This window comes from Thermofilum sp. (genome assembly GCA_038741495.1).
In the GTDB taxonomy this organism is placed as follows: Archaea; Thermoproteota; Thermoprotei; order Thermofilales; family Thermofilaceae; genus Thermofilum.
Map to the genome: position 1 here is coordinate 716,817 of JAVYKX010000001.1, position 21,586 is coordinate 738,402.

Genomic DNA, 21,586 nt, shown 5'->3' on the forward strand with positions numbered 1-21,586 from the left:
CGTGATAGATATATCTCGGGTACGGCTCCTTCAACTGCGGGAGCTCTGCTTGAAAGTAGGAAAGCACCACGTCTGGCTTTTCGGATTAGCGGTCGCGGCAGTCTACACGGTGCTCTGGCACCTAGACCCCGGGGCCGCTAGGAGCGCGGATCCCGCCTTCTGGCTTGCGTGCGTCGCGGGAGGCTTAGGGCTGTACGCGGCCGGCTACGACTACCGGTGGGTGAAGTTTAGCTCCGGTCTCAGCTTCCTCTCAATATTCACGCTGATGTACAACTTCTTCATAATCGCCACCGGAACCCCCTCGCTGCCCCGAGCCACCGCCTTCCTGCTCACGCCTCTGCTCACTGTAGCGGCGGCAGGCTACCTCACCGAGAGGGTAAAGCGGTTTCTGCAGGCTCGCGAGGCTAGGAGAGGGGCGGTCCCGCTGGCCCGCAGGCTCAAAAGCACTTTCTACGAGCTAGACCTCCTGCTCTGGTTCTTCCTGGTTTTCGGCTCCCTCTTCCTCATCGCGTTCCTGGTGACGCCTCTCCTCCTCGTCCTTGCTAACGCGTTCAGAGCCCCCGCGGGGGCAGCGTGGTACTCCAACTTTCAGCGCATCTTCAGCGCTAGGGAGTACGTGCGCTTAGAGCTGCTGCCCGGGGAGCAGTTTATCTTCGCCATACCTGTCGGGAACGAAACGCTCTACATCGTGAAAGGAGTGAACTACGGCATCCTGGTGAACAGCCTAATCCTCTCCTTCATCGTGACTGTTACTGCGACGACGCTCGGCATCGCAGTTGCTTTCATCCTGGCCCGCTACTCGTTTCCGGGTAAGGAGGCGCTGAGGATCCTCTCCCTGGTCCCCTTGTTCGTCACCCCCTTCGTGAACTCCTACGTGGTGAAGATCCTGTTCAGCGAGTACGGCCCGCTCTCAGCGCTCACCAGCGCGCTGTTCGGCTGGAGGTTCCGGCTCGACGGGCTCGTGGGCGTCGCAGTCGCGCAGATAATCTCCTTCTACCCGATCGTCTACCTAAACGCTTACAGCGCGTTCCTCAACGTGGATCCGAGCACGGAGGAGCAGGCCGAGAATCTCGGAGCGCGTGGCTTCAGGCTCTTCCGGACAGTCACCTTCCCTCTAGCCCTGCCCGGCATAGTCGCGGGGGCAATTATCGTGTACATCTTCAGCCTCGAGGACGTGGGCGCCCCGCTGATATTCCAGGAGTGGAACCTTATGAGCGCGCAGATTTTCCGAGGCTTCATCACCTACACGGGTATAGTCTCGCCTGAAGCGGCTGCGCTGGGCGTAGTCATGCTGTCGGTAGCAGTGATGGGCTTCCTGGCGATAAGGAACTACGTGGGGATGAGGAGCTACGCGATGATCAGCAGGGGGGGTCGCCTCGCCTCCAGGCAGAGGCCTCTCGGCAGGGTTGGGAAGCTCGTCGTCTACTTCCTTGTCTTCCCGCTAGTGCTCTTCACCTCGTTCCCCCAGATCGGGGTTTTCCTGCTTGCGTTCAACGTGATGCCTCCGAGGGGCTTCGACCTCCGCTTCGACGCTTTCACGCCGAGGTACTTCGAGGAGCTTTTCCTGGATCCCGGCGTCTTCATGTTCATACGGAACACTCTCATCTACGCTACTCTTTCCGTCATGCTCGCAGTCGTAGTGGCGGTGATGATAGGCTACGGCGTCAGCAGGATCAGAGTGAGCTGGCTCTCCAACATGCTTGACACGCTGGCGACAATCCCCCTCGCGATCCCTGGGCTCGTGATCGCCCTTGGCTACTACTACTTCTTCACGACGTTCTTCTCGGGATCGCCCCTCGACCCCACCTCTATCGGGGCCTTCCAGGCGTGGGTGATCCTCGTGATATCCTACAGCGTGAGGAAGCTCCCCTACGTCGTGCGGTCCGTGTACGCGGGCTTCCAGCAAGTGCACGTCGGGCTGGAGGAAGCCGCCCTCAACCTCGGAGCCACCAGGGCGAAGGTAGTGTTCGGCGTCGTGCTCCCCTACATCATCTCCTATATCTTCAGCGGCGCCGTCCTCGGCTACATCTACATGGCGACTGAAGTGAGTACGAGCATCACGATCGGGAACTTCAACCCCTCGCAGGCCCCCATGACCTACTACATGATGAACGTGTACAAGGGAGGCTCCCCGATTGGCGTCCAGATCGCGGCCGCGATGGGCGTTCTGCTTATATTGATTCAGCTCGCAGCGATACTGGTAGTGGTGAGGGTGCTGAAGCAGAGGTACGCGTTCATAGGGGTGTGAGGAGATGGTGGAGATCCGCCTCGTCGGGGTCAGCAAGATCTACGGCAGCGTCAGGGCGCTCGACCGGGTCACGCTCGAGGTGAAAGACGGAGAGCTGTTCACGATCCTGGGCCCCAGCGGCTGCGGCAAGACCACTCTCCTCCGCGTCGTCGCAGGCTTCGAAGTCCCCGAGGAGGGCAAAGTGTACTTCGGGGACCAGGACGTGACTTTCGTGAAACCCTACATGAGGAACACCGCGATGGTTTTCCAGAACTACGCGCTCTGGCCCCACATGACCGTCTTCGAGAACGTGGCCTACGGGTTGAAGATACGGAAGCGCCAGCTGAAGCTCACCGACGAGGAGATTGAGCGCAGAGTGAGGGACGCGCTGCGCCTCGTCCGCCTAGAGGGGCTCGAGGACAGGTACCCGCTCCAGCTGAGCGGTGGGCAGCAGCAGAGAGTAGCGCTTGCCAGAGCTCTCGTAGTCGAGCCGAGAGTCCTGCTCCTCGACGAGCCTCTCAGCAACCTCGACGCGAAGCTCAGGCTGGAGATGAGGGGAGAGATAAAGAGGATTCAATCAACCCTCAAGATCACTGCAATTTACGTGACTCACGACCAGGAGGAGGCGATGAGCCTCGCCGACCGCATCGCGGTGATGAACAAGGGCCGTGTCCTCCAGGTGGGCACCCCTCGGGAGATCTACTCGAAGCCCAGCAACCTCTTCGTCGCGACTTTCATCGGTAGAAGCACGTACCTCGTCGGCACGGCGGTGGAGGTCACTGAGGGTAGAGTCCGCCTCCGAGTGGACGGCCAGATGCTCGAAGGCTTTCTGGCGCCAGGCTACAAGGTCAGCGCCGGCGACAAGGTTGCAGCGATCATGAAAACTGAGGACTTTACAGCAGGTGGTGACTTCGGCAATTCTCTAGAAGGCGAGGTGGAGGTGCTGATGTTTATCGGCATGTTCAACCAAGTCCGCGTCCGCGTAGGGGAGCAGAAGCTCACCGCCCTCCTGGACCCCTCCCTGGAGCTCGCGCCAGGCCAGAGAGTAAAGCTGGGCATCAGGCCCTCAGACGTTCACGTGTTCCCGCTCACAGGCTGGGAGGAGGAAGAGTTCGCCTGAATACTCTGAGTTTCCCACGAGCGCTTGTTTTCCCACTGTTATTCAAGCAGCAGGGTAGAGACCCCCTCGGCTTCCGCCACGCCCGCCTGCTCCCGGTCTGCTGTAAGCAGGCTTAAACCTCTCGCTTTCGCTAAAGCGATGTAGAGCGCGTCGTACACCGTGACCCCTCTGGTGAAAGCAATCCCGATTGCCGGCTCGAGGTAAGCCATTTCGTTCTCGAGCTTCACCGCTCTCCCCAGGAGCACTCTCAGGGCCTCAAGCATCGAATCAGCAGCCTCTCGCGTCACAAGCCCGCGCCTCAAAGCCCTCCAGACAGCGTTCACCGCCTCCTTTGCAACCAAGTCGACCGAAACGGCTCCAGCCCTCACGTGCTCTGCAACCTCCTCCCAGCCCTCCTCCCTGAGCAGGAGCTTCACCAGCGCTGAGGCGTCAATGACTATCACGGTCCTCCCTCACAAGGAGCCTGGCAGTCCCCCGGGGCGCTGGCGCGACCGAATCCAGCATCTTTAGAGCTTCTTCTACAGCTTTAGCTCTCTCGAGCTCTTCAACTCTCCGGGCGATCCAGCCCCTAATCTCTTCAGCCCAGTTGACCACGCTGGCGTACGCGTCCATCTTCTCCTTCAGCTCTCTGGGCACTTTCACGCTCACAACGACTGACCGGGTGGCCGAGCGCTTCACGTAAACCTTACCGGTATACCTAAATTTAAGGTTATTCCAGGGGTTGATGGTAGACTTAAAAGTAGACAGCGGCGATCTACCGGACTGCGCCGGGGCGCGAGCCCCACCAGCACTACGGTTAAAGCTTGCCTCAAACCCGGTGCAATTGTGGCCGCAAACTTGCGTGCGGACGCTCGCTGGTGCGGGCAACTCCGGGAGGCTCTCCTCTACGAAAGGCTCCGCGGCGGGCTAGTGCGCTGCAACCTCTGCGAGCGGCGCTGCACCATCAGCGAAGGGTCAGCGGGTTTCTGCGGTACTCGGGTGAACAGGGGTGGGACGCTGTACACTCTAACTTACGGGAACCTCTCCGCCGTGGAGTCGAGGCCTATCGAGATCAAGCCCTTCTTCCACTTCTGGCCCGGCTCCACGGCGCTAACTTTCTCGACGTGGTCGTGCAACTTCCGCTGCCCCTGGTGCCAGAACTGGCACCTCTCCCGCACCCTCCCGGGCGAAGTAGAGGGGTTGAGCTTAGAGCCTGCAGAGCTCGTCGAGCTAGCGGTGAGGCGAGGCGACGAGGGGGTGTGCGTCTCTTTTAACGAGCCGACGCTTCTCTTCGAGTACAGCCTCGAGGTTTTCAAGCTTGCACGCGAGAGAGGGCTGTACGCGACGTACGTGAGCAACGGCTACATGACGCTCGAAGCGCTGAGGAAGCTGCGCGAAGCGGGGCTCGACGGCTTAAAGGTCGACGTAAAAGGCGGAGTAGAGGAGTACAGGAGGTTTAACAGCGCGCTCGCGGAAGTCGTCTGGAGGAACGCTAGAGAGGCGAAGCGCATAGGCATCCACGTAGAGGTAGTCTACTTGGTGGTGACCGGTGCGACAGATAGCGAAAACCTCATCCGCGAGACTATCGAGCGGCACTTGAAGGAGCTCGGCCCCGAGACGCCGCTCCACTTCACCCGCTACTTCCCTGCCTACAAGTACCGCGAGCCGCCGACACCCGTCGAGAAGCTGGAGCGCGCCTACGAGCTCGCGAAGAAGGAGGGCGTCCTCTTCCCATACTTGGGGAACGTGCCCGGCCACCCCTACGAGAACACTTACTGCCCTGAGTGCGGCGAGCTCCTCCTCAAGCGCTACAGCTGGCTTCTCCTCAGCTCGAAGCTAAGCAACGGGAAATGTCCCCGCTGCGGCCGCGAAATTCCCGTAAGAGGTCCTGTGAAGCTCGGGAAGAGAGCGGCCTGGGAGCCTCTCCTGTGATTTTTCAATGCCTTCCCGCGCTTAAAATGAAGTCAGCGCTCCCGCTGGACGGGAGGTTGGAGAGCACTGCTACTCTAGGTGCAGTTTTCTCTTCGCGTACTCCTCCAGCCTCCTGATGTACTCTCTACGTAACCCGATGAAAACCCCTCCCCACTTGCCCCCTATATAGGCAGCGCTCTTCATAGGCCCGAGGGCTTCGCTGAGCTCTCGGCTTACCAGCAGGAGCTTAACTCTCCTCGCCTCCCGCAGCGAAACCACCAGCCGGTCGCCCGCCGTGTAAGCTGTAGCGTAGCAGTGCCCGCCCGGCGGCAGCAGAAGCTCGTTGAGCTCATCCGCCTCGACGTCCAGGTGGGTCACCTTGGCTTGGGAGTACCCCTTCAAGTGCACGTAGACAGAGCAGCTGACCGGCTTCCAGGAGGATCCAGCGTGCACGAGCACCCTGGCCGGAACCGGGAGCTTCCCCTCGCCGGGCCCCGTCAATAGGGTCACCCGTAGCTGTACGGCCCCTGCGAGGCAGCGTGTATGAGCGCGTCTACCTGCTCCTCTCCCAGCACCCTGTCGAGGACCTTCCTCACGTTATCCAGCGTCGGCTTCCTCCGCGCTTTAGTCACCAGCTGCTTGAGCTCCGGGTGCTCCTCCACCAGCATCCTGGCCATCTCCTCGAAGAGCTTCCTGCCCTCAGAGTTGAGGGAATCCATCGAGAAGTAGGCTCTATAGCCTTCTGCGAGCTTGCGCGCAAGCCTAACCACGTCAGGCCCGAAAGCGCTCACCTGGAAGCTTAGGTGGAGCAACCGATTAACTTAACTCTAAGCTTACTGGGAAACGCACCACGATATCTACTAGAGCCTTCTTATCCCTCGGCGGCTCCCCTCTGTAGCCTTCGAAAAGCCTGTAACCCTTCAGATCCCTCAGCATCTCCTCGACGTCTACCGGAGTGACCGGCGCCACCCTGAAGCTCACGTCTCTCAGCAGCTCGACGAAAACCCCGCCCACACTCACCATGACTACAGGCCCGAATTGAGGGTCTCTGACCGCTCCCACAATAACCTCTAAACTTCTCCCTACCATCTCCTGCACTAGTACACCGTACACCCTCGCCCCGGGAGCCTTCCTCTCCACGCTCCGGATTATGGCCGAGTACTTCTTCTCGACTTCTTCGGGGGTCCTAACGCCTAGAACCACGCCCCCTACATCTGACTTGTGGAGGATGTCTGGGCTCACCACCTTCAAGACGACGGGGAACCCGATCCTCTCAGCTATCCTCACTGCCTCAGCGCTGGACCGAGCGACGCCGAACCTCGGCACAGGCAAGCCGTAGCTCTCGCAGAAGAGCAGTGCCTCGTGCTCCAGGAGCTTCACTCTACCTTCAGCGCGAACGGTCGCGAGCAGAGCTTTAGGATTCGGAGCCAACTTCGCCCTCGCTGAAAACCTCGTCAAAAGACTAAATACCATGAAGTTAACCTGTAAGACACTCCGGAACCTCAGCCGCCGAGAACCGCACAACAGCTGCAGACTTCAACAAACGTCTAAACCTAGAGCCGCAACCCGGCGTCTCGCCAGGATCCTAAAACCTACCCAGTGCGCAGCACTCGACTGTTCTCTAAGTAGAGGCTAGTGGTCTTCCGGGAGATATTTTACTGTGATCGAATCCGTGCTGCGGACAGCGCAGCCGTACTCTTCTAGCGTGCGGTAGAGCAGGTCGAGGTCGAGGGCCTCCCCCTCTACTGTGAGCTTTACAGTCTCAGTTTTCAAATCTACTTCAACGATATCCGCGGTAACCTGCGAGGCACCTGAGTGCTCGCAGATGCCTGCCGCCAGGCGCGGGAGGGGTAGCTCTCGCGGCTTGAGGACATCGAGCACAACTCTAACTACTCGGCTAGGCACTAAGTACCACCTAGGAGCAGGGCTGTGAGCAGAACTGCTGCCCCCGACACTACCATAGCTAACCCGTAGCGGAGGGGTGCCCCGCCAGCGATTCTGCTGAGGAAGAAGCCGAGCATGAGGAGCGCGGTGAAGCCGAGAGCTATAGAGGTAGCTACCGCTAAGTGGAAGTCGAGAAGCCCAATAGCTGAGGCTGTGACAGGTGACGCTACGAGGAGGGCCCCGAGCGCCGGAGCGGAGGCGTCGATGAGCGCAGCGATTATAGCGGCAGTTTTCTGGGCGTGGCTGAGGAGCGTTGAGCTGAGGTCTCTCAGCATTGCTTTCTCGAGCTCTTCTATCTCTCTCTGCCTCTCCGCGTACTCGGTGAGGAGAGCTCCCGTGAACCCGGAGACCCCCATAGCTGCGCTTGCCGCGAGCCCAGCGCTGACTATCAGCGCAGGGTTCCTGCCGCCGGCCAGGTAGTAGCCGGCTACGAAGCCGAGCATGGTGAGTAACCCGTCGAAGAAATTCATGGCGAAGTACCTTCTAGCGATCTTCGGGAAGTCCGTTGCGCGGATAAGCGATAAAACAGTACTCAACTTCGAGAGCAGCCCCTGCTCACTTCTCATATACTACTGGATTCACTCGCTCCCAAAATATAAACGCTGCGCGCTCGGGGGCTCAGGGGGGCAGGCTCGCTTCGACGAGCTGCAGAGTGACGTGTGCTTCGATGAAAGCTGCTACAGCGATCAGCAGCGCGGAGACCAGCAGCCCTTTGAGGTAGCTTTCCGCGGCTCTGCCGAGGTCCCCCTCCTTCTTCATGATTCTCCGCCAAAGCTCGAGCCCGAAAGCCGTGGAGGCAGCAGAAGAGTAGATGAACGCGGGCACCTCTACCACGCCGTGGGGGAGGATCGACAGGGCGAGAAGGCTTGGAGAGAGCCTCGCGGACGCCTGAACCAGCACCGCTCCGATGACGACGCCGTTGATGAAAATTAGGAGTGCGGGCCCCGCTACCACGAGCCCCGAGACTGCGATCAGGAAGAGTACCCGCAGGTTGTTCGAGAGGATCACCATGGCGAGGAAGAACCTCTCCTGGAGTAGCCACCTGCTGGGCTCGCCGAAGAAGCTTCTCAAGTCGAGCACAGCTGGGCCAGATGCCCAGCCGATCGCGAGACCCAGGGAGAAGACTAGCGTCATAACTGCGAGGAGCCTAGCTAGCAGCTTCATAGGCTTCTAAAGCGCTCCAGAACAAAATACTTTTCCCCAGCCGCCGTCGCGCCTGGAGACTGCTAGGCTTTTCTCACCTGCGCGAGCAGCGGGTGCGTGTGCTCGATGGGGAGGAAGCGCGGGTTATAGTTCTCGCGGGGCACCAGCTTCCTGGCGCCTCTGGGGCAGCGCTCGACGCAGAGACCGCAGCCCATGCACTTGGCAGGGTCAACGGATGCTTTGCCCTGCGGCGAGGGCTGCACGGCGCTGAAAGAGCAGAGCTTCGCGCACACTCCGCAGTTCTCGAGCCCGGCGCACTTCTCGCCATCTATGCTCGCGAGTAGGGGGCCTGGGTAGACTCCCTCCCCGGTGAGGATGTAGCTTCTCGTCGGGATACAGTATCGCGCGTCGCAGTTGCAGATGACGAAAGCCCAGTTTTTCGCCTTGAAGCACGCGAACACTTCGTGGATGAGATTCCGCTCGTGGAACTCTCTCAGCAGCTTCTTCGCCTCCTCCTTAGAGATGAACCTGTAGTCCTCGGGGTGCGCCGCCTTGTAGGCGCGGGCACCGTACATGATCACCATGTCCGTGTAGTAGGGCTCCTCCTTGACACCGATACCCCGCTTGCAGACGCAGGGGCCTATCGCGATGTGCGTGTCCTCTGGGAGGCTGTCGATCAGCCTCAACGCTGCTTCATGCTCGACAACGACGCCGTGGGGGAGGAACCAGAGAGCCTTGCCGATAGCGGTGAGGATCGCGCGGCCCGGCCTAGTCCCGCTGAGGAGCCTGTTCTTGAGGAGCTTGTCTATAAGCCAGACGACCCCCGGCTCTATCTTCGCGTAGAAAGCGTGGAGCCACACCTGGAACCGGGACTCCTCCGCGAAACCCTCATCCGTGAAAATGTGGAGAGCCGCCAGCGCAAGGGCTGACGCGGCGGAGGCTAGCGCTAGCATACGGGCAGCTCACAGGCACAGCATATAAGCTTAACCGCGAAGAGGTGTTAGGAAATCCGATTTCGCTGGGTTAAGCGCTCCAAGCGCTGCGTTTAATTCCAGGGAACGCGTCCGACCAGCGGGGCTGCATGATCTCAGCTGACGTCGCGGTTCTGGGGTGTGGGTGGGCCGGGGTCCTCGCAGCTCTAGAGCTAAAGTCGAGAGCACCCTCCTTGAGCGTCGTCTGCGTGGACGCGGATAGGAAGCCTGGCGGGCTGCTGAGGAGCGAGGAGCTGTGCGGCCACGTTTTCGACATCGGCGGGAGCCACGTGATTTTCTCGAAGAGCGCCGAGACCCTCAGCGAGATCCTCAGCCTGCTGGAGGGTAACTACGTGCAGCACGAGAGGAAGTCTTACGTCCTCTACAAAGGGGTCAAGGTCCCCTACCCTTTCGAGAACGGATTGCACGCTCTGCCGCCGGGGGATAGGGCGGAGATGCTGGTAAGCTTCGTCGAAGCGCTAGTTGAGCGCGCTGCTAGCGCGAGGGAGCCCGCGAGCCTTCAGGAGTGGATCAGGATGTTCTTCGGCAGAGCCATCGCGGAAGCGTACCTAGAGCCGTACAACAGGAAGATCTGGAAGCACGACCCCAGCGAGATCGACATAGACTGGGTGTACACGCCCGGCAGGCTCCCCTTTCCCGACTGGAGGGATGTCGTGAGGAGCGGCGCAGGGATCGAGACGAGAGGCTACCTCGAGCAGGCCCGCTTCTACTACCCCGCCAAGGGAGGTATTCAGGCTCTCTACGACGCCGCGAGGAGGCGTGCCGAAGCGCTGGGGGTAGTGTTCCTCTGGGGCGAGAAGGTATCCGAGCTGCGGAGAGATAGCGGGAAGTGGCTGGTGAACCGCGCGGTAGAGGCTAGGAGAGTGTTCTCCACGATCCCGCTGCGCGAGCTGGTCGCGGCGCTGAAGGCCCCTGAGGACGTTATCCGCGCAGCCGAGAAGCTCAGGTACAACAGAGTCGCCGTAGTGGGGCTCGCTCTGAGAAAGCCGGCGCCGCTCGAGCACTGGGTTTACGTCCCCCAAGGAGACGTGGTTTTCCACAGGTACGCTTGGATCTCCAACTACAGCGAGTGGAACGCGCCTAGGGGCTCCTCAACCCTGCAGGCTGAGATCACGCTGAGACCGGAGGATAGAGTTAAGGAAGCTGAAATCTTCGAGAGAACACTCGAGGGGTTGGAGAAGCTGGGTGTAGCAGGCAGCGAGGATGTGAAAGTGGCGGGCGTCTGGGTCCACGAGTACGGTTACCCCGTGTACTTGAAGGGTCACCGCAGTGCTCGAGAGGAGGTCGCCCGCTTCCTCGGCGAAGCCGGCGTGGTGAGCGTGGGCAGGTGGGGCTCCTGGCACTACTGGAACATGGATAGGGTTTACGTGGAAGTTAAGAGCACTGTCTCCAGGATCGTTTAGCTGCCGGGCCGCGCCGGCAAGAAGCTCGCAGCCAGGCTAAGGTGGCGGGCTGCAGCTGCCAGTGCGCGCTAGGAGGGGTGGACCAGCTTAACCTGGACTACCTTGAGCTCCGCCAGCCGGAAGTCGGTTGTGATCAGGACTCCTCCCAGGATTTTTCGCGGATGCTAGAGTGCAGACGTCCACCAGGGAAGTCCTGCCCCGTACTTGCACTTGAGGGCTCCCGCAGCGCCCGTGAGCCGCTCGTCGGAAGGCATCACTGAGGCGGAGTCTCTGAGTGACGCGCTTCCAACCGTACCGATTATCCCGCTGAAAACCTCTTCGGAGCGGATGAGGGAATTAGTGCACCAGATGCTGGAGGAGCTTCAAGAGGAGAGAGTGAGGGGGCGTCTGAGGAAGGTTAAGTACGTATTCGACACGGGCCCGCTTCTCCTCTACTTCGCTGGAGATGAGAGAGTGGGAGGCTTCTTCGAAGACGTTTTTTAGAGGTGAAGCTGAAGGCTACAGCCCTCCGGTAGCGCAGGCACCGTTTCTGGGCTTAAGCGGGTGATCACTGCGCTCTACATACTGGCAGTTTTTGCTCGCATGCAAGCTGAGCAGAGCAGGCTCGAGGACGGGGCGCAAACCTGCCTCGAGGAGGGAGCTCTGCAGAGGCTGTTGAGCTTGCTTACAGGAGCTTTAGGGGACTAGCAGCTCCAACACGCTGGAGTGCCTTGTCTCGCTCCACTCTGCATAGGGGAAGTGCGCCTCCACGGTGTACGTGCCGCTCTCGCTGGCCACGTACTCGTACTCCGACTGGACTACCTCCCCGGTTTTCAGCACGCGCTCCTGGACAACTTGCACGCATATCTTCTCGGGGTCGTAGCCCACTGGGAAGAGCTCGACTTCGCGGCCGCTCGGGGTTCGAAGCTGGACTTTGAAGTCTGGAGTGCAGGGCGTCGGGGAAAGGTACTTGAAGTCTACTTCCCCGGGGTTTACAGCTACTGCTACGATCCTGACTGTCTCGCCCTTGCTGAAATTAAGCTTGTCCACCTTGAGGTAGAAAACCACTCCCCGGCGGCTCGATGCCAAGAGATTGACCTCCCGCAGCAGCTGGTAAAGGTAAGTGATCTCTCTGGGAGGCTGCTCGCCGACATCAGTCCAGTAGTAGCTCACCGGGAAGTCTCCGCTGTACAGAGTGAGATTGTAGGTGAAGTAGTCTGCTCCACCTCCAGGCTCGAGCATCAAACCGCGAGGGTAAACTTCAAGGAGAAAGCTCACCCTCTTCGCCATCTCCTCGACGATTGAGTGCGGTACCGTGAAGCTCCCCTGACCGGTGCGGCCTTTGAAGGAGATGGCTCCGTCGGAGTAGTACTCGTACTTCTCGCGAGCACCCCAGAAGCCACCCGCAACAGCGAGCTCCGCTATCTTCCTAGGCTCCTCCCGGAAGCTAACCAGCCTCATACCCGCAATACCGGCTACTACTACTGCAAGCAAGAGGAGCATGTAGATAGCCACTCTCTTCATGCGGAAGAAAAGCCGATCGAAGTATATAATGCTGCCCTTAGAACACCAGGCCGCTCCGGCCGGCTACAGCTCTAGCACCGAAAAGCGCGGCCCCGGCCGCTGCGTCAATGCTCCGCTATCTTGAAAGGTGCGGAGCCGCCGCAGCATAGGCGGGACGCCAGCTACTTCAGAAAGCATATAACACCACGGTAAACCTAGTATACCTGGTGTACATGGCTTCCGTCACCGTCTCGTTGAAAGTGCCCAGGAGGCTCGTAGAGCTGGCCGATAAGATGGTCAGGTACGGTATCGCGAGGAGCAGGTCGCACGCGTTCAACATCATGATCGAGAAGGGGCTCGGCAAAGTAGTCGAGGAGGTCGAGCTCTGGGAATCTGCCTACAGGAAGGTCGAAGAGCTGAAAGAAGCGAAGTACAGGTTGAGGCACGGTCGTCTCAGCGAGCTGCTCAGGGAGGATAGATCCGAATGATTTACCTGGATACCAACGTCATCATATCTTACGTTGACGAGCTGGATTCAAAGCACCCCGATGCGCTGGAGCTTCTCAGCTTGCTTGAAGGCGAGAAAGTTGCGAGCAAGCTCACGCTCCTGGAGCTAGTCTCAGTCTTCTCTCGAGCTGGCTTAGACGACCCGGTAGCCTTAGCCTTGTACTCGATCGAGGAGGTTGGAGTCAGGATCGAAGACATCGACTTCAACATAGTGGTCAGCAAAGCTGTGAGGCTGGCTCGAGATCTGAAGCTCAAAACGCTGGACTTGCTCCACCTAGCCGCTTGCGCTGAGATGAGGTCCGAGATCTTCGCAACGTTCGATGAAGCCATCCTGAAGAGAGCTGAAGACATCCGCAGGCTGCTGGGAGTCAGGGTTATCGGCGGGCCTTGGCGTACTCGATGAGAAGCTAGAGGAGGTAGCGCTTCCTGCTTTCAGGAGCGGGAGGCTTCCGCCTCACACCTTCAGGAAGGTAGGGGCTGATAGCTTCTCGAGGACTTCGGAGAGGGGGAAGGACTCGCGCGCCCGGATCCACGCTTCCTCAGCGTAGAAGCGAGCTGCGAGGCGTAGCGCATCCTGGTCGATCTCGACGACCTCGTCCTCTCTGCGGAAGTAGGAGGTGAGGCTTAGGGCTGCTGCGAGCTGGAGAGCTCTGCGCTCCAGCCTCATCGAGAAGGGGAGGGCTTTCGACGGCGGGATGTGCTCGAAGATCAAGTCCCTAGTTTTCTCGATAAGCTCCAGGTCTTTCTCCTTGAGCAGGACGAGCTTCGGCTTAAGCTCCCGCGCCAGCGGGTGGCGGGTCTGCACCGCGTAGACGAGAGTGAGGTGGTCGCGGATGAGGGGCGCTTTCTCAGCCATCTTCCTCGTCGTGATGCCGAGCATGAGGCGCTTCTGGCTCTCCGCCAGCTCCTTGTACTTCTCCCTGGTTAGCCTGTGAAGCCTGCAGAGCATGCGGTCCTCGATCGCGTTGAAGTTGGGGTCGTTGACTGTGACATCGTACCCGCGCTCGTAGACTCTCGTGTTGTAGTTCACGCTGAAGAACGAGTCGAACTTGTAGGGGCCAACCTTGTAGGCTTTAGTCTCGTACGAGATCACACCCCCCTCCATCGCAAGCTTAAGCGGCTCCACCATCCCCTTGTACTTGAACCAGTCGTTGAACTCAGTGACGATGAAGTTGAAGCGCCTACCCACGTACGCTTCGCCAATCGCAATGAACATCGCCGGAGTCATCCCGCCGCAGTACCTGTTGACCCCCGGGATCCCGTGGGGAAGCACGCCGAGCTTCTCGTTGCCGAGAATGAAGTCCTTAGTTGCGAAAGTCTTCCCCGTCCCCGGCTCGCCGAACAAAGCGAGGTTGAAGCCCGTAGCGAGCGCGCGGTGGCCGCTCTCGGTCACAACTCCGGTATCGGAGAGCGAGTACTGCTGGGTTAGCGTTAGCAGCTCGTCGAAGAAGACGACAGGCCCGAACAAATCGACAAGGTACTCGACGAGGCTCCGCGGCGAGAAGCTCTCGCCGAACTCCAGTACGCGGTCCAGCCTCTCCCTCAGGAGCGCGCTCAAGTAGGCGCGGAGCTCCTCCTCCCTCCTGACAACCTCAGCGTACTCCTCTTCAGCCTGCTTCGTGCTCAACCTCGGGAGCCCGCCGGGCGCGTACTCGTTAAGAGCCTCCTCGACCGCAGGCCTGATCTCCTCGGGGATGCTCCAGGTCTTCTCCCCTTCTCTCGCCTCCCACACGAGCTCCCACCTGTCCCTCAGCTCTGCCAGCAGCCTAGCCGGGTGCACGCGCTCTCCCAGGAGCTCGGAGGATCTAGCCGCGATGAAGCTGAAAGAAGCCTCGTTAACCTCGAGCAGCGCCTTCAGGACGGCGTAGGCCTTCTTCCCGTACTGCTCTAGGGCCGAGCGCACCGCAGCCTTTACGGAGTCCCAGGAACCCTCCAGCTTGAGCTCGCCCTCCGAAACCGTGTAGTACTTGCCTCGGAAGCTCATGTAGACCCTGTAGGGAGACAGCCGGATGATCTCCGCCAGCTGCTCGTCAGTCACTACGCCTGCCAGCTCCTCCAAGCTCTTAGGCTCCTCAAAGTACTTCAACCCCATCACGTCCCTGTACACTCTAGCTTTCAAGGGGTTGGGAAAGGGGTCCTCCAGCTGCGGGAGGTACCTTCTGAGCAGCAAGACTCTTTCACGAATCTTGTCCTCCACCACAGGGCTCAAACACTAAGCAGCGCAAACGGGGGATATCACTCTTTTTATCAAAAAGCTATCAGCGCTGCACGCCGCGATAGCGAGGAGCGCGGTCGAGCCGCCACCTAGATATGCTTACCCGCGTTGCAGAAGCTGTGGGCACCGAGCAAGGCGGGTTTGAAGCCTCGAGCAACGGAGAGCTGCTTACCCTCCTCGAAGAACTGCTCATGCGAGGCGCCGTGTTCATCTTCCTCGGGAACGAGCTCAGGGGAGATGACGCCGCAGGCTTAGCCGTAGGCAGGGCGCTAGCCGGGAGAGTCGACCCCAAGAGAGTGGTCCTGTGCGGCGAAGGGCTGGAATCCTGCACGAGCAGGATCAGGAGGAGGAAGCCCAAGCTAGCCATCCTCGTGGATGCTGTCGACGCGGGCCTCCCACCCGGCTCGGTAGTGGTGGCAAGTGTGCGGAGCGAGGGGAGCCCGCCGCCCCTCTCCACCCACGGCTTGCCGAAGGCCTTACTGCTCAAGCTTCTGGGCGTTGAAGAAGCCTGGATTCTCGGCGTTCAGGTTGGCTCGCGCAGCGTGGGAGCGCCCCTCACGCCTGAAGTAGCAGCGGCTTGCAGCTCGCTAGCTAAGCTCCTCCTAGGGCTGCTAGGGAAAAAGAGCCGAGCCGAGTGACCCGCGGCACTGCGCGGCCTCAGAGCCCCAGCGAGCTGCGGAAAGCTATTATACTGAGAGGTGTTGAGCGAGAGGATGAAATCCGAGAAGTTTGCAACGCTCGTATCGCTCGCGCTGTCCCCTCAAATATACGGAGGTGTCGTAGCGTACCTGCTCTGGAGAGAGGTGCGGATAGGCGGAGTTGAGGCGGTTGCCGTGCTCCTCCTCACTCAGACTTTTCTCCCGCTCGTGCCCATCCTCGTGGATGCCGCCAGGAGGAGGATCGACATCTTCGTCAGCGACCGGCGCGTGCGCCTAAAGTACTACGTCCTCACAATCGCATCCTACGCTCTAGGAGCCGCGCTCTGCACGCTGAAGAACTGGTACGTGTACATTCCCTCCTTCGCAGCCTACGCTGCCAGCGCAGCCCTCCTAGCGGTTGTCAACGAGCTTGCCAAGTGGAAGATCAGCGCTCACACCGCCGGCATCACGGGCCCCACCACGCTCCTGGTCTACGCCTGCGGGAACCACTACACCCCGCTCTACCTGCTCGTCATCCCAGTCTTCTGGGCCCGCTTAAGGCTGGGCGCGCACACCGTGGGACAGCTCGTAGCCGGCGCCATCACCGCGGCAGCTATGACGGCAGCAGTTCTCTCGGTGTGGCTGCAGTGAGCATCGAAGTCGAGATACTGGAGAGAGGCCCGGGGAAGATCACCCTAAAGGGTGGCGCCCGTCTTCTCTTCCGAAGGTTTCACGTGAAGGTGGCTTGTGAGGGGGATGAAGAGCTGGTAAAGGTAGTTGAAGAAGCCGCCCGGTTGAGAAGCCTCGAAGTTCTCGAAACTCTGCGCAGCAGGCTCGCTGCTGTGGAGCGGGAGCCGCGGCAGCTCAGGATCCGGCTAGCGGGGGGAGAGTGCGTGGTTTCAGGTGATGCGAGAGCGCTCGAACTACTTTACGACTTCCTGCGGGGACTCCTATAGGAGCCGGGTCAGCGTTAAAGCGCGATTTCCGGGGCGCTCAGTTCTCGAGCTGCTGGAGGCTTTGGGGAAGACTTCATGAGCCCAAGCTTCACGTATGCTTCTGCCAGCGCCCAGCCCAGCTGAGTCAGCTTAATCCTCTTCGCCCTCCCTTCCTGCTCTCTCTCCAGAAGCCCCCTCTCCTCCATGGACTCCACAATTCGGCTGTAAGTAGCTCTTACGACTGCTTGCGAAGGCTCTTTGCCGAGCCACTTGATGAGCTCGGAGATGCTCTCCGCGGACCCGTTCCTCACGTAAAGGGCTGTGAGGATGCTCACCTCCTTGCTCTCTTCGTCGAGCAGCTCCACGCGGGCTCTCGGCTTCTCGATGAGGCAGATGTCCTGGAGAGTGAGGTTGTCCTTCCTCTCCAGGAACTCGGTGAACTCCGGCGTCTCGGGGTCCGGGATGAACTCCCCGCTCTGCTCCGGCCTCGCCGCGTACAGCCTGGAGTTCGGGAAAAGGGAGGAGATGATCGCTACAGTCGCCGCCATGTAGGGAGGCATGTCGGTTAAGTCCACGAACACGATCTTCCCCTCCTCGCTCTTCAAGATCGCGTAGAGCGCTGCCGCGACGCTCGCGTAGCTGAGGGGGTTCACCTTTACGAGGACGGGCTTGAAGAAGGAGAGCACTTGCTGGATTTTCTTCACGTTGTGCCTTGAAACCGCGCCGTAGCGGTCGGGCTTGCTGTCGTACAGCAGGTAAACCCTCTCGATGGGGTACGAGAGCCTTACGCGGTCGAAGCCCTCGAGTATCAGCCTGGGGTGGAAGCCGACGTAGTGCACTGTCACCGCTGGCGGCACTGATTCCCCCTCAGCTACAGCGAGCTCGTACTGTAATGAGTGGGCAGCTACCTGCTTATATATGTTTGCAACCGTTGCTGGAGAAAGTTATTGTACGCTGAAAATGCTTCAAACCTCCCTAGCTTTTTGCAACACCTGAAGTGCTACAATCATACATTTGCAATACGTTACGGGCGCGAGCCCTCTGAACTCCAGAGGAGTTTCCTTCGCCACTTTATTATGGGAAGGTTGCGCTGGGAGAAGTGAGAGCTGATGGCGCTGCTGCAGCGGTCAGGCTACCTCGACTCTGACGTGAAGATGCTTGTCGAGAAGCTTGCAGAGATCTACAGGCAGGGAGGCAAGCCGGTGCAGCTCACTCTCACGGGGGAGCCTGCGCGCCCCCACCCAGTCCTGAAGCTCGGAGGACTCACGATCCGGGGCCCACCCGTGTCCGAGACGAGGTTTCGGGCAATCGAGGAGGTGCCCCACAACTTCACAGTCTTCGCGGTAGACGCGGCCGCGCGGCTACTCTTCGACGCGGGCCCCTACAAGATCGTGTCCGCCAAGGTGGTGGTGGGAGTCTGGAGGGGGCTTGAAAGGCTGCGCATCATCGGCCCTGTGAAGCGCATAGCCCTTTTCGAAAGCTTGCAGGACGCGGGCGACTGGCTAGCAGCTGTGGAGCTGGAGGCCGCGTACAGGTTCGCTAGAGAAAACCCGGGGGCATTCTTCCTCATGGATAGGCCCTTGGCCGCGCCCGCCGGCTCGCGAGCGCACAGAGCTCTCAAAGCGCTAACGGAGCGGTCTTGGAGGGTGATCGGCCTCCCGAAGAGCACCGGCGTGAAAGTCTCCACGGGCGAGGGGCTGGCGGGCTACTTGTCGAAGCTAGCTAGCAGAGTGCTCGCCGGCTTGCCTTGGGTGTACTACCCCGTCGTGGAGCAGCCGAAGCTCGGGCTCGCGGTAGCCGCCGTCAGGCTCGCTTCGAGCGGCCCAGTGTTCCGGCTGGACCTCACCTGGAGGATGGCTGAGTCCTACGACGTGGCGGACGTGGCGGGCATGCTGGCGTACCTCCAGGACTTCAGCTCCCCAGGCTACCCCCTCCCCTTGAAAATTGTCCACGAGCTCAGCCGGATCAGCGGGGACGAGCTCGAGATGGACAGGGCTCTGTTCCTGGAGGAGGTCAGCCTCACCGGGGTGGCGCGCAGCCTCCTCGAGGACGCAGCAGGCTCGGAGTTCAAAACCAGGTACTTGTGGGGTGGGCTCAGTTGAAGCTAGGAGTAGTCGTCTGGGCTGAGGGAACTGAGGTCAGGTTCCGCGTAGCCGAGGGGGCGCGCGTCGAGAGAGGGATGCTGGCTAAGGTCGAGGACAAGGGCAGAGTGTACGTCGTGAGGGTAGTCGACTTCAAGCCGGAAAGCCTCCTCTCGCCCGCCGAGGTGGCGGTGATCAGCAGCAATGTTGGGCGCGAGGGTGGGCTCCTCCTGCGGGACAAGGACCTCAGGCTCTACGACACCGCTATAGCTGTGATTGTCGCGCAGATCGACGAGGATGGGGAAGTTCACGGCCCCACCAGCGTCCCCGCGCTCTTCACCAGTGTGGAGGAGCTCGAGGTCCCGGACCTGGAGAAACTGAAGCTCCACGTCGGCGACATCCCCATCGGCTACGTGAGGTTCGGCCACTCTCCCGTGGAGGTTGTTGTAGCGCTCGACGGGGGGAAGACGATCCCCCACCACGTGCTGGTCGTGGGGGGCACGGGAGCGGGCAAGTCCAACTTGGGGAGAGTGCTGTCCGCCTCGATCCTGAACACTAGGGGGAGGTACAGCCTGGTGCTTTTCGACTGCGAGAACGAGTACCTGCTGGGCTCCAAGCCGGGGGAGATGGGGCTGGCCCACCTCCCCTTCTCCGAGGAGTACCTCTTCCTCGTCACGGGCAGGGTCCCGAGGCCTGGGAGGCTGCGGGTCGAGCTGCCGGAGCTGGGGGAGGAGAGGAAGATCCCCGCCTACCCTTTGAAGATGGATGTGTCGAGGCTTAAGCCCCAGGACTTCACGCTCACCGGGGAGTTCAGCGGCCCCCAGGAGGAGCTGCTCTGGCTCGCTTACAAGCAGTTTGGCGACGAGTGGGTTAGCGCGCTGCTCACGATGGACAGCAGGTCTCTCTACATGAGGCTTTCCCGCCTGGTCCCCGTGAACACAATCAACGTGACGAAGAGGAAGCTAAGGCACTTGACCGGCGACGGGGACATCTTCTGCAGGGACTGCGACTACGACCTCGCGACGGCAACTCTCTCCATGGTGCAGAGGGGTAGGGTGGTCCTCGTCGAAACACCTTTCGCGACGGAGGGCGAGGAGAAGCTCCTCGCCGTCGCGGTCGCTAGGCGCATCTTCTACGCGTACGAGAAGCTGAGGAAGGAGGCTCCGGAGAAGTGGGAGGAGCTGCCCCCAGTTCTCGTGATGGTTGAGGAAGCTCACCGGTACTTGAGCAAGCAGGCATTGGGAGGGTCGGGGGAGGTGCGGGAGAACATTTTCTCGGTGATCGCGAAGAGGGGGCGTAAGTACAAGGTTGGCGGGCTCTACATCACTCAGATGCCCAGCGAGCTGATGGAGGCTGTTGTGAGGCAAGCGTTGACGAAAATCATCCTATCGCTGCCGACGAGGCCCGACTACACCACAGTGATCAACCACAGCCCGTACCTCGACGGGGCTGAGAGCGAGATCAAGACGCTCGACAGGGGTGAAGCCATCGTTGTGAGCATGCCGAGCGGCTTCCGCTTCGCCGTCTCCGTCAGGATCTTCAAGTACGAGGACTATGCCCTCACCCTCATCGAGCAGCAGAGGAAAAGCCTCGCCACCTCGGCGGCAGTTTCGGTGGAGAGAGCTTAGGGCGAGCGAGCGGCTTCGGAAGGCTAGTGTCAGCGTGCTGCCGTGCTAGAGATCCCTCCACGACGCGACTTCTACGTACTTAGCAGCAATCCTCCTCAGCTTCTCATCCTCTGTTACGAGTGGTACCCCGAAGGCGATGCTGGCCGCTAGATAGCTAGCATCGTAGAAAGTGATACCGTTGTCCACAGCTAGGTTTAGAATAGCAGAGTACCCTAGATCCCTCCACCCCACCTTGATAATGCCTTTCACCAGGAGGAGCTTACCTATAGCCAGGGCGGTGCGCTCTACCTCCTCTCGGCTGGCAACCCCCCTCACCACCTGCTTCCACAGCGCATTGCCAATCTCGTAGAAGGCTAAGTCTAAAGTCGCGAGGCCGTCGAGCTTATCCAGCAGGGCCTCCTCCTCAACGTTCTTGATCATCAGCAGTAGAGAGCTTGCGTCGACGATCGCCTTCACCGCTCCTCCCTGGAGGCCCTAACCGCCTGGATAATCTCCTCGTCGCTGAGCTTCGAGAGCGTTCTCCTAGCCTCAGCTAGTGATTTAACTAGAAGCTCTCGCTCCCTTCTCTCAACCTCCTCCTCAAGGGCTCTTCTAACTACTTCGCTCACGTTGATGTTCAGCTCTTTCACCTTCCTCTTAAGCTCCCTGCTCAGCCTCACGGTTATAATCTCCGTCATTACATCAAACGTAATACGCACACCGTATATAAGCTTTTAGCAGCTGCGTTGAGGAAACCTAGTGCCTCAGTCAAGGGCGCTCCGGGGCCTCCACCTTTAGGTGAATTCGACTCCGGAGGCTTTTCTCACGATAGTGCCGCGATAGAGGAAGCTGATCTGCCTCAAGGCAGCGTAGTAGTCGAACTCGTTGAGCGCGCTGACCGCGTCCATCGGGACGTAGACCCGGAACCACCTGAGCGCGGCGCTGCCCGCAGTGTGGAGGACGCAGATGTTCGCCACTGTGCCCGTCACAACAAGGTTCGAGATTCTGTAGGCTCTCAGCAGGTCCTCCAGCGGGGTCCCGTAGAAGCCGTCGTACCTCGTCTTCTGAACCACGATGTCGCCCGGCTGCGGCTTCAGCTCTTCGACGATCTCCCAGCCCCATGTCCCGGCCTTGACGTGCTCACCCCAGATGCTGAACTCGGGGTCGCCCTCGTAGTGCGTATCCTGCGTGTAGAATATTCTCACCCCCTTGGCTCTAGCCCTGGCGAGGAGCTGCTTGATCGGCTCCACGGTGGCCGCCGCGGTGGGTACGACGAGCTTGCCTCCAGGCTTCACGAAGTCGTTCTGCATATCTACAACGATGATCGCTGTCTCGCGAGCGGGGAGCTCTACCCTCTCAACAACAGGGATCTCGGGGACCTCGAGCCTGAGGCCGCCCATCT

27 protein-coding genes are annotated in these 21,586 nt (G+C 60.2%); 12 read left to right on the forward strand and 15 right to left on the reverse strand.

Translation table 11 applies throughout. The annotated features are described in order from the left end of the window. The first annotated feature begins 49 nt into the window (after window positions 1–49). Together QXU72_04050 and QXU72_04055 are read left to right on the forward strand one after the other, a co-directional pair. The gene (locus tag QXU72_04050; protein MEM0494431.1) at window positions 50–2,248 is read left to right on the forward strand and encodes an iron ABC transporter permease; all 2,199 of its coding nucleotides are present in this window, start codon (window positions 50–52) and stop codon (window positions 2,246–2,248) included. Between the two features lie 4 nt (window positions 2,249–2,252). After that, on the forward strand, window positions 2,253–3,347 hold the full coding sequence (locus tag QXU72_04055; protein ID MEM0494432.1) for an ABC transporter ATP-binding protein: 1,095 nt from the start codon (window positions 2,253–2,255) through the stop codon (window positions 3,345–3,347). 38 nt (window positions 3,348–3,385) lie between these two features. Here QXU72_04055 and QXU72_04060 read toward each other — a convergent pair whose 3' ends face one another. Continuing rightward, window positions 3,386–3,790: a type II toxin-antitoxin system VapC family toxin gene (locus QXU72_04060; protein ID MEM0494433.1), complete on the reverse strand. Its 405-nt coding sequence runs from the start codon at window positions 3,788–3,790 to the stop codon at window positions 3,386–3,388. After that, window positions 3,777–4,025 (reverse strand): CopG family transcriptional regulator, encoded by a 249-nt coding sequence (locus QXU72_04065; protein MEM0494434.1) that lies wholly within the window; start codon window positions 4,023–4,025, stop codon window positions 3,777–3,779. The genes QXU72_04060 and QXU72_04065 overlap by 14 nt, the downstream gene beginning before the upstream one ends. A 147-nt stretch (window positions 4,026–4,172) precedes the next feature. On the opposite strand from QXU72_04065, the gene amrS reads away from it, so the two are divergent. Next, the gene (gene amrS / locus QXU72_04070) at window positions 4,173–5,258 is read left to right on the forward strand and encodes an AmmeMemoRadiSam system radical SAM enzyme (GenBank protein ID MEM0494435.1); all 1,086 of its coding nucleotides are present in this window, start codon (window positions 4,173–4,175) and stop codon (window positions 5,256–5,258) included. Window positions 5,259–5,327: 69 nt separating this feature from the next. On the opposite strand, the gene QXU72_04075 is transcribed toward amrS, so the two are convergent. The 7 genes from QXU72_04075 to QXU72_04105 all read right to left on the reverse strand — a co-directional run bounded on the left by QXU72_04075 (window position 5,328) and on the right by QXU72_04105 (window position 9,277). Beyond that, window positions 5,328–5,738, reverse strand: a complete 411-nt coding sequence (locus QXU72_04075; GenBank protein MEM0494436.1) for a hypothetical protein — start codon at window positions 5,736–5,738, stop codon at window positions 5,328–5,330. 5 nt (window positions 5,739–5,743) lie between these two features. Continuing rightward, window positions 5,744–6,028: a hypothetical protein gene (locus QXU72_04080; protein MEM0494437.1), complete on the reverse strand. Its 285-nt coding sequence runs from the start codon at window positions 6,026–6,028 to the stop codon at window positions 5,744–5,746. A gap of 25 nt (window positions 6,029–6,053) precedes the next feature. Continuing rightward, on the reverse strand, window positions 6,054–6,668 hold the full coding sequence (locus QXU72_04085) for an acetate--CoA ligase family protein (protein ID MEM0494438.1): 615 nt from the start codon (window positions 6,666–6,668) through the stop codon (window positions 6,054–6,056). Window positions 6,669–6,869: 201 nt separating this feature from the next. Beyond that, window positions 6,870–7,142, reverse strand: coding sequence for a DUF211 domain-containing protein (locus tag QXU72_04090; GenBank protein ID MEM0494439.1), 273 nt, complete (start codon window positions 7,140–7,142; stop codon window positions 6,870–6,872). Further along, window positions 7,142–7,747, reverse strand: a complete 606-nt coding sequence (locus QXU72_04095; protein MEM0494440.1) for a hypothetical protein — start codon at window positions 7,745–7,747, stop codon at window positions 7,142–7,144. The genes QXU72_04090 and QXU72_04095 overlap by 1 nt, the downstream gene beginning before the upstream one ends. 52 nt (window positions 7,748–7,799) lie before the next feature. After that, window positions 7,800–8,345: a stage II sporulation protein M gene (locus QXU72_04100; GenBank protein MEM0494441.1), complete on the reverse strand. Its 546-nt coding sequence runs from the start codon at window positions 8,343–8,345 to the stop codon at window positions 7,800–7,802. Window positions 8,346–8,407: 62 nt separating this feature from the next. Then, on the reverse strand, window positions 8,408–9,277 hold the full coding sequence (locus QXU72_04105) for a 4Fe-4S binding protein (GenBank protein MEM0494442.1): 870 nt from the start codon (window positions 9,275–9,277) through the stop codon (window positions 8,408–8,410). Between the two features lie 128 nt (window positions 9,278–9,405). On the opposite strand from QXU72_04105, the gene QXU72_04110 reads away from it, so the two are divergent. Then, entirely contained in the window at window positions 9,406–10,719 is a 1,314-nt protein-coding gene (locus QXU72_04110; GenBank protein ID MEM0494443.1) for an FAD-dependent oxidoreductase, read from the forward strand. A gap of 327 nt (window positions 10,720–11,046) precedes the next feature. Then, window positions 11,047–11,202: a hypothetical protein gene (locus QXU72_04115; GenBank protein MEM0494444.1), complete on the forward strand. Its 156-nt coding sequence runs from the start codon at window positions 11,047–11,049 to the stop codon at window positions 11,200–11,202. A gap of 192 nt (window positions 11,203–11,394) precedes the next feature. Here QXU72_04115 and QXU72_04120 read toward each other — a convergent pair whose 3' ends face one another. Further along, entirely contained in the window at window positions 11,395–12,222 is an 828-nt protein-coding gene (locus tag QXU72_04120; protein MEM0494445.1) for a hypothetical protein, read from the reverse strand. A gap of 212 nt (window positions 12,223–12,434) precedes the next feature. Here QXU72_04120 and QXU72_04125 point away from each other — a divergent pair, with 212 nt between their 5' ends. Both QXU72_04125 and QXU72_04130 read left to right on the forward strand, forming a co-directional pair. Then, a complete protein-coding gene (locus tag QXU72_04125) occupies window positions 12,435–12,689 on the forward strand; it encodes a hypothetical protein (GenBank protein ID MEM0494446.1) in 255 nt (84 codons plus the stop codon). Continuing rightward, window positions 12,686–13,111 (forward strand): PIN domain-containing protein, encoded by a 426-nt coding sequence (locus tag QXU72_04130; GenBank protein MEM0494447.1) that lies wholly within the window; start codon window positions 12,686–12,688, stop codon window positions 13,109–13,111. The genes QXU72_04125 and QXU72_04130 overlap by 4 nt, the downstream gene beginning before the upstream one ends. 51 nt (window positions 13,112–13,162) lie before the next feature. On the opposite strand, the gene QXU72_04135 is transcribed toward QXU72_04130, so the two are convergent. After that, window positions 13,163–14,908, reverse strand: a complete 1,746-nt coding sequence (locus QXU72_04135) for a hypothetical protein (protein ID MEM0494448.1) — start codon at window positions 14,906–14,908, stop codon at window positions 13,163–13,165. A gap of 134 nt (window positions 14,909–15,042) precedes the next feature. On the opposite strand from QXU72_04135, the gene QXU72_04140 reads away from it, so the two are divergent. The 3 genes from QXU72_04140 (at window position 15,043) to QXU72_04150 (ending at window position 16,517) form a co-directional block, all read left to right on the forward strand. Further along, window positions 15,043–15,561 (forward strand): hydrogenase maturation protease, encoded by a 519-nt coding sequence (locus QXU72_04140; GenBank protein MEM0494449.1) that lies wholly within the window; start codon window positions 15,043–15,045, stop codon window positions 15,559–15,561. 63 nt (window positions 15,562–15,624) lie between these two features. Continuing rightward, window positions 15,625–16,212, forward strand: a complete 588-nt coding sequence (locus QXU72_04145) for a hypothetical protein (protein ID MEM0494450.1) — start codon at window positions 15,625–15,627, stop codon at window positions 16,210–16,212. Then, on the forward strand, window positions 16,209–16,517 hold the full coding sequence (locus QXU72_04150; protein ID MEM0494451.1) for a hypothetical protein: 309 nt from the start codon (window positions 16,209–16,211) through the stop codon (window positions 16,515–16,517). Before QXU72_04145 ends, QXU72_04150 begins: the two co-directional genes overlap by 4 nt. A 14-nt stretch (window positions 16,518–16,531) precedes the next feature. Here the strand turns inward: QXU72_04150 and QXU72_04155 are convergent, their stop codons facing one another. Beyond that, window positions 16,532–17,353 (reverse strand): hypothetical protein, encoded by an 822-nt coding sequence (locus QXU72_04155; GenBank protein ID MEM0494452.1) that lies wholly within the window; start codon window positions 17,351–17,353, stop codon window positions 16,532–16,534. Window positions 17,354–17,605: 252 nt separating this feature from the next. On the opposite strand from QXU72_04155, the gene QXU72_04160 reads away from it, so the two are divergent. After that, window positions 17,606–18,598, forward strand: coding sequence for a DNA double-strand break repair nuclease NurA (locus QXU72_04160; protein MEM0494453.1), 993 nt, complete (start codon window positions 17,606–17,608; stop codon window positions 18,596–18,598). After that, window positions 18,595–20,205, forward strand: coding sequence for an ATP-binding protein (locus QXU72_04165; protein MEM0494454.1), 1,611 nt, complete (start codon window positions 18,595–18,597; stop codon window positions 20,203–20,205). The genes QXU72_04160 and QXU72_04165 overlap by 4 nt, the downstream gene beginning before the upstream one ends. Window positions 20,206–20,250: 45 nt before the next feature. Here the strand turns inward: QXU72_04165 and QXU72_04170 are convergent, their stop codons facing one another. The 3 genes from QXU72_04170 to QXU72_04180 form a co-directional block, all read right to left on the reverse strand. Beyond that, window positions 20,251–20,661, reverse strand: a complete 411-nt coding sequence (locus tag QXU72_04170; protein MEM0494455.1) for a type II toxin-antitoxin system VapC family toxin — start codon at window positions 20,659–20,661, stop codon at window positions 20,251–20,253. After that, window positions 20,658–20,882 (reverse strand): type II toxin-antitoxin system CcdA family antitoxin, encoded by a 225-nt coding sequence (locus QXU72_04175; GenBank protein MEM0494456.1) that lies wholly within the window; start codon window positions 20,880–20,882, stop codon window positions 20,658–20,660. The genes QXU72_04170 and QXU72_04175 overlap by 4 nt, the downstream gene beginning before the upstream one ends. Window positions 20,883–20,978: 96 nt before the next feature. After that, window positions 20,979–21,584 (reverse strand): isochorismatase family cysteine hydrolase, encoded by a 606-nt coding sequence (locus QXU72_04180; GenBank protein MEM0494457.1) that lies wholly within the window; start codon window positions 21,582–21,584, stop codon window positions 20,979–20,981. Window positions 21,585–21,586: the final 2 nt, after the last annotated feature.

Bases quoted from the DNA above. Each gene is read 5' to 3' on its own strand.
- QXU72_04095 (MEM0494440.1), bottom strand. From the start codon at position 7,747: ATGAGAAGTGAGCAGGGGCTGCTCTCGAAGTTGAGTACTGTTTTATCG.
- QXU72_04160 (MEM0494453.1), top strand. From the start codon at position 17,606: ATGGCGCTGCTGCAGCGGTCAGGCTACCTCGACTCTGACGTGAAGATG.
- QXU72_04125 (MEM0494446.1), top strand. From the start codon at position 12,435: ATGGCTTCCGTCACCGTCTCGTTGAAAGTGCCCAGGAGGCTCGTAGAG.
- QXU72_04105 (MEM0494442.1), bottom strand. From the start codon at position 9,277: ATGCTAGCGCTAGCCTCCGCCGCGTCAGCCCTTGCGCTGGCGGCTCTC.
- QXU72_04115 (MEM0494444.1), top strand. From the start codon at position 11,047: ATGAGGGAATTAGTGCACCAGATGCTGGAGGAGCTTCAAGAGGAGAGA.
- QXU72_04130 (MEM0494447.1), top strand. From the start codon at position 12,686: ATGATTTACCTGGATACCAACGTCATCATATCTTACGTTGACGAGCTG.
- QXU72_04110 (MEM0494443.1), top strand. From the start codon at position 9,406: ATGATCTCAGCTGACGTCGCGGTTCTGGGGTGTGGGTGGGCCGGGGTC.
- QXU72_04120 (MEM0494445.1), bottom strand. From the start codon at position 12,222: ATGAAGAGAGTGGCTATCTACATGCTCCTCTTGCTTGCAGTAGTAGTA.
- QXU72_04055 (MEM0494432.1), top strand. From the start codon at position 2,253: ATGGTGGAGATCCGCCTCGTCGGGGTCAGCAAGATCTACGGCAGCGTC.
- QXU72_04175 (MEM0494456.1), bottom strand. From the start codon at position 20,882: ATGACGGAGATTATAACCGTGAGGCTGAGCAGGGAGCTTAAGAGGAAG.
- QXU72_04100 (MEM0494441.1), bottom strand. From the start codon at position 8,345: ATGAAGCTGCTAGCTAGGCTCCTCGCAGTTATGACGCTAGTCTTCTCC.
- QXU72_04180 (MEM0494457.1), bottom strand. From the start codon at position 21,584: ATGGGCGGCCTCAGGCTCGAGGTCCCCGAGATCCCTGTTGTTGAGAGG.